This window comes from Paenibacillus sp. SAFN-117 (assembly GCF_051966115.1).
Taxonomy (GTDB): Bacteria; Bacillota; Bacilli; order Paenibacillales; family NBRC-103111; genus Paenibacillus_L; species Paenibacillus_L residui.
In genome coordinates this window covers 43,984-58,656 of sequence record NZ_JBQCLK010000012.1, presented here as the reverse complement: position 1 = coordinate 58,656, position 14,673 = coordinate 43,984, and the positions used below count along the sequence as shown (strand labels likewise).

The 14,673-nt window shown below is 47.4% G+C and carries 11 protein-coding genes; 8 read left to right on the top strand and 3 right to left on the bottom strand.

The window, feature by feature from the left end:
* Positions 1 to 31: 31 nt before the first annotated feature.
* Positions 32 to 949, bottom strand: a complete 918-nt coding sequence (locus ACTHRH_RS09850) for a LysR family transcriptional regulator (RefSeq protein ID WP_150960135.1) — start codon at positions 947 to 949, stop codon at positions 32 to 34.
* A gap of 317 nt (positions 950 to 1,266) precedes the next feature.
* On the opposite strand from ACTHRH_RS09850, the gene ACTHRH_RS09845 reads away from it, so the two are divergent.
* From ACTHRH_RS09845 to ACTHRH_RS09820, 6 genes are all read left to right on the top strand, one after another.
* Entirely contained in the window at positions 1,267 to 1,923 is a 657-nt protein-coding gene (locus tag ACTHRH_RS09845; RefSeq protein WP_144932277.1) for a succinate dehydrogenase cytochrome b558 subunit, read from the top strand.
* Positions 1,924 to 1,936: 13 nt separating this feature from the next.
* On the top strand, positions 1,937 to 3,694 hold the full coding sequence (gene sdhA, locus ACTHRH_RS09840) for a succinate dehydrogenase flavoprotein subunit (RefSeq protein WP_144932276.1): 1,758 nt from the start codon (positions 1,937 to 1,939) through the stop codon (positions 3,692 to 3,694).
* 2 nt (positions 3,695 to 3,696) lie between these two features.
* Positions 3,697 to 4,464, top strand: coding sequence for a succinate dehydrogenase iron-sulfur subunit (gene sdhB, locus ACTHRH_RS09835; RefSeq protein WP_144932274.1), 768 nt, complete (start codon positions 3,697 to 3,699; stop codon positions 4,462 to 4,464).
* A gap of 364 nt (positions 4,465 to 4,828) precedes the next feature.
* Entirely contained in the window at positions 4,829 to 5,830 is a 1,002-nt protein-coding gene (locus ACTHRH_RS09830; RefSeq protein WP_440415336.1) for a metallophosphoesterase family protein, read from the top strand.
* Positions 5,831 to 5,969: 139 nt separating this feature from the next.
* Positions 5,970 to 7,469 carry a PAS domain-containing sensor histidine kinase gene (locus ACTHRH_RS09825; RefSeq protein WP_440415334.1) on the top strand — a complete coding sequence of 500 codons (1,500 nt, stop codon included), beginning with the start codon at positions 5,970 to 5,972 and terminating at the stop codon, positions 7,467 to 7,469.
* 671 nt (positions 7,470 to 8,140) lie between these two features.
* Entirely contained in the window at positions 8,141 to 8,335 is a 195-nt protein-coding gene (locus tag ACTHRH_RS09820) for a sporulation histidine kinase inhibitor Sda (RefSeq protein WP_397346524.1), read from the top strand.
* Positions 8,336 to 8,783: 448 nt separating this feature from the next.
* Here the strand turns inward: ACTHRH_RS09820 and ACTHRH_RS09815 are convergent, their stop codons facing one another.
* Positions 8,784 to 10,298, bottom strand: coding sequence for a M56 family metallopeptidase (locus tag ACTHRH_RS09815; protein WP_379285965.1), 1,515 nt, complete (start codon positions 10,296 to 10,298; stop codon positions 8,784 to 8,786).
* Positions 10,298 to 10,660: a BlaI/MecI/CopY family transcriptional regulator gene (locus ACTHRH_RS09810; protein WP_225312745.1), complete on the bottom strand. Its 363-nt coding sequence runs from the start codon at positions 10,658 to 10,660 to the stop codon at positions 10,298 to 10,300. The genes ACTHRH_RS09815 and ACTHRH_RS09810 overlap by 1 nt, the downstream gene beginning before the upstream one ends.
* Positions 10,661 to 10,953: 293 nt before the next feature.
* Here ACTHRH_RS09810 and ACTHRH_RS09805 point away from each other — a divergent pair, with 293 nt between their 5' ends.
* Both ACTHRH_RS09805 and ACTHRH_RS09800 read left to right on the top strand, forming a co-directional pair.
* A complete protein-coding gene (locus tag ACTHRH_RS09805; RefSeq protein WP_440415331.1) occupies positions 10,954 to 12,696 on the top strand; it encodes an ABC transporter ATP-binding protein in 1,743 nt (580 codons plus the stop codon).
* A complete protein-coding gene (locus ACTHRH_RS09800) occupies positions 12,677 to 14,521 on the top strand; it encodes an ABC transporter ATP-binding protein (protein WP_440415329.1) in 1,845 nt (614 codons plus the stop codon). The genes ACTHRH_RS09805 and ACTHRH_RS09800 overlap by 20 nt, the downstream gene beginning before the upstream one ends.
* The last annotated feature ends 152 nt before the right edge of the window (positions 14,522 to 14,673 follow it).

The window sequence follows — 14,673 nt, the reverse complement described above, 5'->3', positions numbered from 1 at the left end:
CAGCGCTGCAGAACTAACCGTAGCTGTCCGGCTATTGGAAATCGCTCCGAGCGGGTCTTTCCCGTGTGAAGAATTCCCTGGCAAGATCGATAAAGGAGCGGATGACGGGATCCTGCGGCGCGTCCGTTGTAAACAGGAGAGAGGTCGTTCTTTTCTTCTCCTCCAGCTCGGGAATCGAACGTACGGTCAGCTCGTTATTCTCCAGCAGCTGCCGGTGCAGATAAGATTTGGGCAGCAGCGTTGCGGCCTGGATTGTAGACAAAAGGCGGATGATCGCTTCGAAAGAGTCAATCTCCATTTTCACATTTGGAAAAACCGCGTAGTGATGGAATAATTCATCCATCAGGACCCGGTACCAAGTTCCTTTGGAAAAAAGAATCATCGGCAGGTCATGAATCTCCCTCATCGTGATCGTCTTCAGATGCAGATAAGGATGGCCTGCGGGCAGCACGAGACAAAGATGGTCGTCGAACAAAGGAAGGCAGGTAAGCCCCGGGCTCTCCGTTCGCGATGCGACCAATCCGATATCGACCTTCTGTTCTTTCACCATCGTGACCACTTCGTGAGTTTTTCCGGTTAATGCTTTGATGTCCGTATGCGGAAAGTCCTTTGTATAGAAGGAGATCAGATCCGGAAGGGTGGACTGGAGAGTCGTCAAGCTGGCGCCGACCGTCAGGCTGACCGCTTCATGACCGGACCGGAACTGGTTCAAGGTATGCCGCATCTCTCTTTGCAGCCGCCGCATCTCCACGGCGGTTTCGTAGCAAATTTGACCTGCCCGGGTCAACTCCAGCCGCTTGCCTTTGCGTTCGAACAGATGGACGCCGAGCTCGGTTTCCAGCTTCATGATTTTACGGGAAAGGGCGGGTTGAGAAATATTCAGCACGGAGGAAGCGCGATTCAAGCTCTTTTGTTCCACGACGACAGCGAAAGCATCGAGATTTTCCACTTCAAACCCTCCTGGATAGTTATTTCCTTATGCATGATAGGTATAATCATATATAAATAATAAGCACTTCCATTATAAGCGCTAAAGGCTTACAATGAAAGATGTCACTTAATGTTCACAAAATTTCTCCCGGAAGACAAGGATGTATAATGCATTGGCAAGCTAAGGTAAACTAAGCTTTACCGAATGATTTCCGGGAAACTCCTGCCGATCCTCGAAAAATGTTACAAATTGTTGACGCTTAGTAAGGGTGGGAGTACAATGGGTATTGGTTTGGATTGACAAGCTTCATATTTTTGAAAGGGGAACTCTTACAGATGGCAGGAAATTCTTATTATTACCGCAAGCTGCATTCACTGCTTGGCGTCATCCCGGTCGGATTCTTCCTGGTCGAGCATCTGCTGATGAACTACTCGGCCTTTAACGAAGGCCACCAAGGGTTTATCGACAAGGTAGAGTGGATCAACAGTTTGCCGTTTATTTTCGGCCTTGAGCTGATCGGCATCTGGCTTCCGCTTCTTTACCATGGTGTTTACGGCTTGTACGTGGCCTATACGGCGCGGAATAACGTTTCTAACTACGGGTATTTCCGAAACGTAATGTTCATGCTGCAGAGAGTAACCGGAGTGATCACGCTCCTGTTCGTTTCCTGGCACGTATTTGAAACCCGGGTGCAAGTGGCGTTAGGGAACGTTACTCATGAAGAGCTGGGCGTCAGAATGCATGAAATTGCCACGCAGCCTTGGGCTTTCGTGCTCTACATTATCGGTATCGTAGCGGCAGTTTTCCACTTCAGCAACGGGATGTGGTCTTTCCTGGTAAGCTGGGGAATTACCGTCGGTCCGCGTGCCCAGCGGGTTTCCAGCTATATCTGGATGGCGGTATTCGTACTCGTTTCGCTTATGGGCATTCTTGCACTGGTCGGATTCTTGGATCCGGAATTTAAAGACACGACTGTCTTGACAAAACTGTAAGAGGTGAACGGCAATGGCTAATTCAAAGGTTATCGTAGTAGGCGGAGGCTTGGCTGGACTAATGGCGACGATTAAGGCCGCCGAAGCGGGGGTACATGTAGACCTGTTTTCCTTGGTGCCGGTCAAGCGTTCACACTCCGTTTGCGCTCAAGGCGGTATTAACGGCGCTGTAAATACGAAAGGGGAAGGCGACTCTCCCTGGGAGCACTTTGACGATACCGTATACGGCGGAGACTTCCTGGCTAATCAGCCGCCGGTTAAAGCGATGTGTGAAGCGGCTCCAGGCATTATCCATCTAATGGACCGGATGGGAGTCATGTTTAACCGGACACCGGAAGGCTTGCTTGATTTCCGCCGGTTCGGAGGAACGAAACATCACCGTACGGCATTTGCGGGAGCAACTACCGGCCAGCAGCTGCTGTACGCTTTGGACGAACAGGTCCGGCGCTGGGAAACGGCCGGTTTGGTCAAGAAATTCGAGCACTGGGAGTTTACTTCCGCTGTCATTGACGATGAGGGAGTATGCCGCGGGATTACCGCCCAGGATTTGCGCAGCATGGAAGTTCGGAGCTTCCGCGCCGATGCGGTCATCATGGCTACCGGAGGTCCCGGAATTATATTCGGTAAAACGACCAACTCCGTCATCAACACCGGAACGGCAGCCAGCGCATTGTATCAGCAGGGAGTTCATTATGCCAACGGCGAGTTTATTCAAATTCACCCGACGGCTATTCCCGGTGACGACAAGCTGCGTCTGATGTCTGAATCCGCACGTGGAGAGGGCGGACGGATATGGACTTATAAAGACGGCAAGCCGTGGTACTTCCTGGAGGAGAAATATCCGGCTTACGGAAACCTCGTTCCCAGGGATATTGCCACTCGGGAAATTTTCCACGTGTGCGTAGATTTGAAGCTTGGAATCAACGGGGAGAATATGGTCTATCTGGATCTGTCTCATAAGGATCCGAAGGAATTGGATGTTAAGCTGGGCGGAATCATTGAGATTTATGAGAAATTCGTAGGGGATGACCCGCGCAAGCTTCCGATGAAAATCTTCCCGGCCGTTCACTACTCGATGGGCGGCTTGTGGGTCGACTATAATCAAATGACGAATATTCCAGGCTTGTTTGCCGCCGGAGAGTGTGACTATTCGATTCACGGTGCTAACCGCCTCGGTGCGAACTCGCTGGTTTCCGCTATTTTCGGAGGAATGGTTGCTGGTCCTAAAGCGATCGAATACATCAAGGGATTGAACAAGCATGCCGAGGATGTCTCCTCGACCGTATTCGACCGTGAATGTAAGAAACAGGAAGAAAAATATGAAAGCTTGCTATCCATGGATGGAACGGAAAATGCCTATGCTCTTCACAAAGAGCTTGGAGAATTGATGACAGCCAATATGACCGTTGTTCGTTACAACAAGCGGCTGCAGGAAACAGACGACAAAATTCAGGAACTGATGGAACGTTACAAAAACCTGAGCATGACCGACACGTCCCGCTGGAATAACCAGGGCGTAAGCTTTGCCCGTCAGTTGTGGAACATGTTCGAACTGGCACGCGCCATGACGATCGGCGCCTTGATGCGTAACGAAAGCCGTGGGGCGCATTACAAGCCGGAATTCCCGGAGCGCGATGACGAGAACTTCCTGAAAACAACGATTGCATCCTACTCGAAAGAAGGTCCGCAAATTTCGTATCAGGATGTCGATGTTTCCCTCATCCCTCCACGCAAGCGGGATTATACGACTGATAAGAAAGGAGGAGCATGAGCATGGCTGAAGCAACAGCAACAAACCAAAAAACAATTAAACTGCATATTACCCGGCAGGACACCGCAGATTCGAGTCCATACACCGAAGAGTTCGAAATTCCATACCGCCCGAATATGAACGTAATCGGAGCATTAATGGAGATTCAAAGAAATCCTGTAAATTCCAAGGGGCAGAAGACGACCCCGGTATGCTGGGAATCCAACTGTTTGGAGGAAGTTTGCGGCGCTTGTTCCATGATCATTAACGGCAAGCCCCGCCAGGCTTGTTCGGCGCTCTTGGATAAGCTTGAGCAGCCGATCCGCATTGCTCCGATGAAAACTTTCCCTGTCGTCCGCGACTTGGTTATCAACCGGGAGCGCATGTTCTCCGCTTTGAAACGGGTGAAGGCCTGGATTCCGATCGACGGTACTTATGATCTCGGTCCCGGGCCTAGAATGGCCGAAACCAAACGTCAATGGGCTTACGAATTGTCGAAGTGCATGACCTGCGGAGTATGTCTGGAGTCTTGTCCGAACGTAAACGACAAGTCGAGCTTCATTGGACCTGCCGCAATTTCTCAAGTCCGTTTGTTCAATGCTCACCCTACCGGCGAGATGAACAAGGAGGAGCGTCTGGAAGCACTTATGCAGGATGGCGGAATTGAAGGCTGCGGTAACTCGCAGAACTGTGTCCGCTCCTGTCCGAAAGGAATTCCGCTCACCACATCCATTGCGGCCATTAATAAAGATACGACGAAGCATTTGTTCAAGAAATGGCTCGGAGTGTAATAATAGTTTGATAGCTAAGCAGGCCGTTAATCCTTGCAATAGGATTGATGGGCCTGCTTTTTTCACCACATTAGAAAGTTTAAGTTCATTAAAGCATTAAAATGGAACAACTTTCTAATTGTGGCATAAAAAGTTACCTTTAAAACCGGGTTATTCTTCTTCGAAGAGGCTCCGTTAAGAGCTTTTTTTATAAGTTTTTTGGCACTGGCAAACAATAAAGCATAACTCAGGCTTCCTGAAGCTTGCCTATGCGGCTCTAGGCTTGAGACATGCAGCCTCATGGCTTATTGTTCATGGACTGATAAAGAAATTGATGAAGTGAAGCCTGGCTTCATTCTTCAATTTACGTCAAGGAGAATGATAGATGATCAAACAACGGATGAACAAACGGGTTCTTCTCCTGATGCTGCTTTGCTGTCTGGCTGTGCCGGGCGCAAATGCTGCCGCTTCACCGTCTTCCACCTCCGCTGTCGAAGCTGCAGAAGCAAGGCTGAGCTTTTTCGTATTAAGTGATATTCATGTACAGTCGTGGGACATGGACTCCAAGCGCAAATTCAAGTCGGCCATGGAAGATTTGCACAGAATTAATGCTGACGCGGATGCGTTAATTATCAATGGAGATTTAGGAAACGGGGCTCCGGCAGACTATGAGGAAATCAAACATATTCTAAACCGGACTCCTCATCCTCATAAGATTCTGTTTTCGATAGGCAACCATGAATTTTATCAGGCCTGGATCAATAAGTGGGGACGATGGGATCAGGCAGGCTTTCCCAATGGGGAGCGGGACCAATCGTCGATCAGCCGCTTCCTATCTTTTGCTAAACGGGAGAAAGTATATGAGGATTATTGGATCAAGGGCTTCCACTTTATCGTTCTCGGATCCGAAAAGTACAGACAGAGCGACCCCGATGTCAAGGAAGACGCGTATTTATCATCGGATCAGCTTCAGTGGCTGTCTGACAAGCTTGCGGAAGACGCGGAATCCGGGCGTCCGATCTTTGTGTTCCTTCATCAACCGCTGCCCGGCACCGTATCGGGAAGTGAAGAGCGGGGAGTGGTACAGCATAAATCGTTGAAGCGATTGCTTCAACGTTATCCTCAAGTGGTCTTGTTCACGGGCCATACCCATTGGGAATTGTCTCATAGGGGAATGATTCGGAGGGATGGCTTCTGGATGGTCAACAGCTCGTCTGTCTATGAACCATGGAAGGATAACAATCGCCCGGCCGGCAAGGGGCGCAGCGAAGGGCTTTATATCGAAGTTAACGGCAGCACGGTGAAGATAAGGGGAAGGGACCTCTCGGAAAGCAAATGGATCCCGGAAGCCGGATTTATTTTCAATACGAGCCTTAAAAAGGGATGATTGAACAATTTTTTGAAAAAAATCCATTTTTTCAATTCAAGCAATACTCTAAATGGATATATAATAGTATAATTACTTTTGGAAATAGATGTTAACGTGGGAGCTTCACACACTTGGTTCAAGAGTGGAGTTGAATAACATGAGGCGGGAGCCAGGAGGAAGTCAATCTTTCGAATGGAAAGGCAGGTTTCCAGACCAGCAGTTATGGTTGAAAGAAGCTCGTGCTCTATTTGCGGAAATATTCGACAACGTCAGTGAAGGCATAATGTTACTGGAAGTCGATTGGAAAGGCCGGCCATCCCGTATTTGTTTGGCAAATGACGTCATTTGCCGGCAATCGGGATACAGCCGGCAGGAGATGGTGAAGCTCTCGCGACAAGAACTAACGGCAGCCGGCCTGGTCGGACCCGACCCGGAATCACTTGAATGGCTGCCGGCTCAAGGAGGGGATTTATGTGAATGGACGTTAGTCCATAAACAAGGGAATGCCGTTCAGGTTCGTCTGTACAGGAAGGTCCTGGAGTGGAATCTGCACAAGATGCTGCTTATCATTGTGCATGATATGACAGAACGGAGACGGATGGAGGATTCCTTGAAGGAAAGAGACCGGCGCTACCAGCAAATGATCAAAATGTCGCCGGAACCGATTATTTTTCACAGTGAAGAAATTATAGTCTATGCCAATGATGCGGCTCTTCGGCTGTTCGGGGTCAAAGAGGAGTCTGAACTGCTGGGACAATCATTATATCGGTTCACTCATCCAGAGGATCATGAGCGCGTGAAGAATGGGGCGGCCGGTGTCGTTCAAGCGAATGAAGAGTCTTTCCAGTACGCGGAATTCCGGATGATTCGCAAGGATGGTACGGTCGTCGAAATCGAATCTTCCAGCACCGGTGTTTTCCAATACCTGGATCGGCCTGTTTTTCAATCGGTGCTTAGAGACGTTACAGAGCGGAAGCATAAAGAGAGGCTGCTTCGGCAATCGGACAAGCTGTCGGCGGTAGGCCAACTGGCCGCCGGTTTTGCCCATGAAATCCGAAATCCTCTCACCGCTTTGAAAGGGTTCGTGCAATTATTGAAATCCAAGTCCGCGGAGAACCAGAATTATTACGACATTATGCTATCCGAGCTGGAGAGGATGAATTACATCGTTGGAGAATTTATCCTGATTGCCAAGCCGCCACAGGACAAAGAATTTGAATATCGCAGCCTGACCGCCATGATTACGGATATCGTCACGGTTCTTGATTCTCAGGCGATTCTGAACAATGTGGAAATCAACTGTCATTTCCCCCAGGAACTGCCCAAGGTTCTGTGCGATGAGCATCAATTGAAGCAGGTCTTCGTCAATTTGGTCAAGAATGCTATTGAAGCAATGCCGGAGGGCGGCCTTTTGTTAATTACCGGGGAATTGGCGGAACAGGGCATCCGGATCCGATTTTCCGATTCGGGGAAAGGAATAGCGGAGGACCAGCTGCCCCGGCTGGGGGAACCCTTCTACACGACCAAAGAGAAGGGAAACGGACTCGGGCTGATGATCTGCCATCAAATTATTGAAAATCATAAAGGGAAGATTCATATAGAAAGCACCCTGGGAGCAGGTACGACGGTAGAAATCGTACTTCCAACGAATGGCTGACGATTTGTCCATTTCTCTCATGCAAGTTAATTGAGCACTCCGAAGGGAGTGTGTTTTTTTTAATATAAGAGGCTCAACCTGGAAATCAGTGCCTGATTTTCTACCTGCGGAATAACTAACTGGTCATCTGCCCGGCTCCCGTCCGGTTTCAATCTCGCTAACGAATCTGGGTAACGTTATTGCCTTAAAAACGATGCCACTGCAAATATAACGAAACTCACAATCGTTATTTGGGCGAAATCCTGCTCCATGGCCTTCTTTTTTGGTCAATAGCGATATGGAGTTTCGTAAGAAAATGGAAGAGAGCCGTTTTGCCCGAATAACGTTTCCAGGTTTCGTAACAAAATGCATTTTGTTTGCCCCATACTCCGCCGCACACGTTGGAGTGAAATGTTCCCCCGCCACATCCTGCTTCATAAAGAGCAGTGCATGATCGGATGGCCCAGCAGTGTCTAATTCGATTTATATTTCATTGAAAATCGATCATCGGATAATTTTCATAAAAATATTTTCAAAAAGAAAAAGGATGCTTTGGCTGTGGATAAGATTATTCACATTACTAACAGTGAGATATTGTCGGATGTTGGCGATTATTAACAAATTATCTACAGGTTGCCCACAGGTTGATGTGGATAACGGAACGGTTGTTCTAATTTTTGAACAGTGGTACGATGGAACAAATGAAAGAAAGGGTGAGACCAATGACTCTATTGAATGACGACATGCTTGTGGAAACTTATCAAAAAGCGGTGGAGTTAAAACTGGATAGGGAATTTATCTCGCTCCTTCTTGAGGAGATTCATCGTAGAAATTTATCGCTGCCTATTTCCCGAGGAGAGTATGCTGAGCCTCAGCAAAATTATTAATGTTACCAAGATCGGCGCAAGTGGGGATGAAGGGAAAATTGTCCACAGGTGTAGAGAGACCATTCGAATAAGCTGTCATAAGAACGGTCTGGACGGGCTGCGGAGGCAAATTTGTAATCTAATTGAAATATTTCTGTTATGGTATGTTAACATCATTCGGTTAATATAAACACATGACCCCCTTTTTAAAATATATTCCCTTAAGAACCTGGCCCCGTTGGCAGGTTCTCTTTTTTGCTTTGACATAGGGCCAAGAGGGCTTCCGGAATGAATGATGACAATACCGACGAAGTACGCACAAAATGTTTCGGATAAAAAATTACCCTCGGCGGTATTCTTTTTATACATAATGTAAAGGAACATCAAATTAATGATGCTCCTCTTTTTTTGCGTGCAAATAAAGACTTAGAATAAATAAGCTACCTCTAATACCCAGTGGGTTGGGTAGTTATAGTGCTCCGTTAGGAGCTTTTTTTATAATGAAATGTTCATTCTCACTTACGACTTTGTCATAAAAAGGAGAATCTTTAGGGATAACTTTACCTGCATCGACCATTTTCTGAATCTCCTCTTTAGGAATGATACTAATGGTGGAACGATCCAGCCTCCACTGGCCGTCTTCAAGTACAACATCATAAGGAATAACAGGAAGTAGTTTGTTATCATGTGTCAGGTTGGCGACATATACTTGATATTTGGTAGAGTTGATCTTTTCAGCTTTTACAATTTCGTAATCGATTTTAATTCCGTCAAGCTGTGAGGCAAAATATTGTTGCGCAGGGCTGTCGGCATTGGCTACCGAGGATAAATATAAATTACTGTCTCTTTCGTATATGCTTCTATAATAATTATGCACAGTTCTTTCAACCAATTGTTTTTCAGGTAATTCCATATTGTTCGAGGCATTACTTGACTTAGCCCCAGTTAAGGTTAACGCAGCGATTATTACTAGAATCAATAAACCTACAATGGATAAACGATACGAATTTTTCTTTGATCCGATCATATTCATTCTCCTTTTTAAATCATTTTTATTCCCTGATAGGTAGACAGCTTTGGACAAAGGGATAGGGCTGCTCCAGTGCTCCAGCAATTTGATTAAGGTCAGGCCATACTTTCGTCTCTCTTCCTGACTCACCTTGGTTAAAGCCAAGGAATCACAGGCCATTTCCTGGTCTTTGCGCATTAGATTAAAGGCGATCCAAACACAAGGATTAAACCAATGGATGAGAAGTAGAACATTCATAATTCCGTTGATCAATATGTCTTTTCGTTTGATATGGGATACTTCGTGAAGAAAAACATATTTCCATTCCTGTTCGTCAAGTGTTTCTAAGAGCGTTCTCGGAATCAACAGCTTCGGTTTGAAAAGGCCATACAAAGTTGGCGTAGTGACAAGATCTGATTCAAACAAAACAACATTAGCTTTAATCTTCAGAGATTCCCTGCAACTTTCTAAGATGCTAGGCAGGAAACTGTTACGGCATTTACGGGCTTCTTTCTGCAAGCTTATTGCAAATTGTCGATTGACCCAAAACATATATATTCCTGTTAATAAGATTCCAACCCCCCACAATAGAGCTAACGCATTCCAAAGGTTGGATTGGCTGTCAGGAAGCTGCTTAATGGTTTGATCAATGTTTTGCACGCTTTGAGTTGTTCCATTATCGATGAATATCGGGTCGGTAGGAGTCTGCACAGTGAGCAGGTCGGATGCTTGGTTACGATTGTCTTGAGCCTGAATAACAATGTCTGAAGAAAAGAGGTTAAACAAGCTATAAGAGCTTTCTGGTGACCAAGGCAATGCAAGACGGACTATGAGAAGTGTCCAAAGCAAATAATTCCAACGCGGGCTTAACTGATTCTTGAGAAGAAGCTTGGTAAGTATGATAAGAATAAACACGACTACGGCCATAAAAGAGACGTTTAGTATAGAAACAAACAAAGAGGTGAAATTGTGCATTACTCCTCCTCCTTTTTTTCGAGGAGGTTCTTTAATTCCATAATATCTTCCTTAGATAACTTTTGCTCGTCCAAGAAATGAACCAAAATGGGCTTTATAGAAATTCCTCGCATTTTAGCTAAAAAGCTGTGGGTCTCTAATTTCGTACCTTCTTCTTCTGTAACTAACGGATAATATTTGTATGATGGGCCAGTGTGGTCTATGCCGATAACGTTTTTTTGAACGAGCCTTCCAATCAATGTTCTTATTGTTTTTGGACTCCAGTTTGTGTGATCCTTTAAGGATTGGATAATTTCATTAGCCGTAAGAGGTTTTTTTGCACTCCAAAGATTTTTCATAATTTCCCATTCGGATGAGGATATTCGTGAAATGATAAGACACTCCCTTCGTAATGTGATTACACTAGTAGTCTAAAGTTAATATTACACATGTAATCTAATGGGGTCAAGGATAAATATCTTTGATAATTACTTTGAGAAAAATACGATCCCTGTCTTAAGCATTAGTCATGCCCTATCGGAAAAGTTAAAAATATACTATATTTAATAAAGATGTGTAATTTCATTTGCATTCTTTACAGAATATCGGGTGGGATGAATGGAGGAATCTTTACCGATGGATAATGACAGTACGTTGGAGGGAGGACGGAAGGCGTATGACGAAGATACTGTCTTTCTTGAAGCCATATCGGATAGCTGTCACTGTTGCGCTGCTCTTGATGTTCACCGAATTGATGGTGGAGCTGCTGCAGCCCTTTCTGATTTCCAAAATTATTGACGACGGGATCAGCCAGCAAAATTTATCGGTAGTTATCCAATGGGGTGGGGTGCTGGTCGGCTGCTCCATTCTTGCTTTTGTTAGTGGAATTATCAATTCCTTCTATGCCTCGCATGTCAGCCAAAGCTTTGGCTTCGACGTACGGGAGAAGCTGTATGAAAAAGTGCAATCGTTTTCTTTCGCCAATTTTAACCGGTTCCCGGCCTCTTCCTTGATTACCAGGTTGACCAACGATGTGACCCAGGTGCAGAATACGGTGTTTATGTGCTTGCGGATCATGCTGCGCTCACCTCTGCTGGTTGTGGGCGGGCTTATCATGTCGTTTATTGTCCATGCCCGGCTTGCGCTTTTACTTTTGTTGGCGGTCCCGGTTTTGCTTGTTTTTTTGTTCTGGGCAATGAATAAAGCGGGGAAGCTGTTCCGTTCGGTGCAGCAGAAGCTGGACGCAGTAAACAGCGTCATTCAGGAAAATTTGGCCGGGATGAGGCTGATTAAAGCGTTTCTTCGGCATAACCACGAAATTAAACGATTTGCAGGCACAAGTCAGGAGCTGAAGGATAAGACGATGTCCGTGCTTCGGTTCACGGAAGCAACGATGCCTTTCGTGCTGCTGCTTATGAATGTTTGTATAATGGCCATTCTATGGGTGGGCAGTATGCAGGTTCAAACCTCGGGGGCCAGTGTGGGTGAAGTGGTCGCTATTATTAACTATGCCACAAGAATGACGATGGCGTTGTCGATGTTTACTATGATCATTATGAATTTTTCCCGGGCCAAGGCATCCGCCTCTCGGATTTCCGAGGTGCTGGACAGCGATGGCGACCTGGTCGATGGAGAAGGCAGCCGTTCCTTTGGCCAAATTGGAGAAGGCAAGGTTGTCTTTGATTCCGTCTCGTTTCAGTATCCGGAGTCGGCCGCTCCGACTTTACATAACATTTCGTTTGAGGTCAAGCCGGGGGAGACCGTGGCGATCATGGGAGCAACCGGTTCCGGTAAATCGTCTTTGTTTCAGCTGATTCCCAGGCTTTATGACGTTTCCGGGGGAGCTATCTATATTGATGACACGGATATACGCCGTTTGACCATGGAGCAGCTGCGGCAGCAAATAGGCTTTGTTCCACAGGAAGCGCTGTTGTTTACCGGTACCGTTAAGGAAAATATAGCATGGGGCAAGGCAGATGCCACTATGGATGAGATAGTGGAGGCGGCGAGAAGAGCCCAAATTCATGAGACGATTATGCGGCTCCCCAATCAATACGATACGATGCTGGGGCAAAAAGGAGTCAACCTGTCCGGAGGACAGAGACAGCGTCTGTCGATTGCCAGAGCATTGGTGCGCAAGCCGAAAATCGTCATGCTCGATGACAGTACGAGCGCTCTGGATACCAAGACAGAGGCAAAGCTGCTGGCTGCGTTACGAGAGTATCCGTGCACACTGTTCATGATCACCCAGAAAATGACGGCGGCATTGTCAGCAGATACGATCATGCTCCTGGAAGACGGGAAGCTACTGGCCAAGGGCAGCCATGAGGAGCTGTGGGAACATTCCTCCCTGTACCGGCGTATCTATCAATCCCAATTCGGAGAGGAGCGGTCGAAGCATGCTCAAGGAATTGATTAGGCCCTTCCAGTATCCAAGAACAGCCATGAGTCGGGAAGCAAGTCCCAACCAGCCCGTCTCTTCCAAAGTTAAACCAAGAGCGAGGAACTGGTCCGCCACATTGCGAAGAATATGGGGTTATTTGTCCCGCAGCAAGGCGAAATTGTATCTTGTGCTTCTAATGGTCATAGCCAGCTCGGGGCTGACCTTGCTGGGTCCTTTTCTGGTAGGCAGAACGGTGGATAACTACATCGTGCTGCAGAACTCCAGCGGACTCCTGTACAGTTTGCTGGGATTGGCCTGTATCTACGTCCTGCAATCCGTTACGGTATGGCTCCAGAACTATTGGATGATCGGGATCGCGCAATCGACCGTTTTCTCTATGCGTTCCCAACTGTTTGAACATCTACACAAGCTGCCCATATCTTTCTTCGACAAGAGACAGCACGGCGAGCTGATGAGCCGGGTAACCAATGATATAGAAAATGTAAGCTCCACCCTGAACAGTTCGTTCATCCAGATTTTTTCCAGTTTATTGACGTTAATCGGAGCGGTTTCCGTTATGTTGTGGCTCAGTCCGCTGCTGACTTTACTTACGTTCCTAGTCGTTCCCGCTATGGTTTACGGAACGAAATGGATCACGAAGAGAACGGGCAGGCTCTTCAAGGAACAGCAGAAGAATCTCGGCGATCTTAACGGCCACATCGAGGAAACCATCTCCGGCCAGCGGATTGTCAAGATGTTCTCGCAGGAGAAGAGAGTCATTGCCGAATTCAAGGAGAAGAATGAACGTATACGCAGATCGGCCTTCTGGGCGCAGACCTTCACCGGGTTCATCCCGAAGGTGATGAACGTACTGAATAATTTGAGCTTTGCGATGATTGCCGGAGTGGGGGGCATTCTGGCTCTTAAAAATTTGATCACGATCGGGGCCATTATCGTATTCGTGGAGTACTCCAGGCAGTTCACCCGGCCGCTTAACGATCTGGCGAACCAATTCAATACCCTTCTGTCTGCCGTTGCCGGGGCGGAAAGAGTCTTCGATATTCTGGACGAAGAGGCGGAGGAGAAGGAGACGGCCGGGTCCGTGCGGCTCACCGAGCTTCGGGGAGAGGTGAATTTCTCGAACGTATCCTTTGCCTATGACAAGGGCGGGGAAACCATCTCTAATGTCAGCTTTCATGCGGCCCCCGGGGAGACGATCGCTCTGGTCGGCCCTACCGGTGCGGGCAAAACGACTCTTATCAACCTGCTGTCCCGGTTTTACGATACGGATAGCGGGGTTATAACGGTGGATGGGATTGATATCAAGAAAGTTCATCGGGCCGACCTGCGGAAGCAGATGGCCTTCGTCCTTCAGGATTCTTTCCTTTTCCAGGGAACGATTCGCGAGAATATCCGCTACGGAAGGCTGGATGCGACCGACGAGGAAGTGGAGGAAGCGGCCAAAATGGCTGACGCCCACTCCTTTATTATGAAAATGCGAAATCAATACGATACGGTCCTTAAGCCGGGCGGCGGCGGAATCAGCCAAGGGCAGAAGCAGCTTCTGTCCATTGCGCGCGCTATTTTGGCAAATCCGGTCATTCTCATCCTGGATGAGGCTACGAGCAGTATAGATACGGTTACGGAAGTCAAAATTCAAGATGCTCTGCAGAGGCTGATGAAGGGGAGAACGAGCTTCGTCATTGCCCATAGGCTGAATACGATTCAGAAGGCGGACCGGATTCTGGTGCTGCAGGACGGCAAAATTACAGAAGCCGGATCGCATGAAGAGCTTCTCCGGCGTCGAGGGTTTTATTATGAGCTGCATAACCGGCTGGTCACCTTCGGCAGCGATGAATAGCGAGCAGAGGTGACCAAGTAATCAGGCTGCCGGTTGGAAATGAAAGTGCCGGGAAAAACCGGGCAAATGGCTAAAGAACGGTTCGGGAATTGAACAAATAGGGGGAGGCTTACCAAGTGATTTTGGAGGTCCTGCCCCAAAGAAGAGCAAAA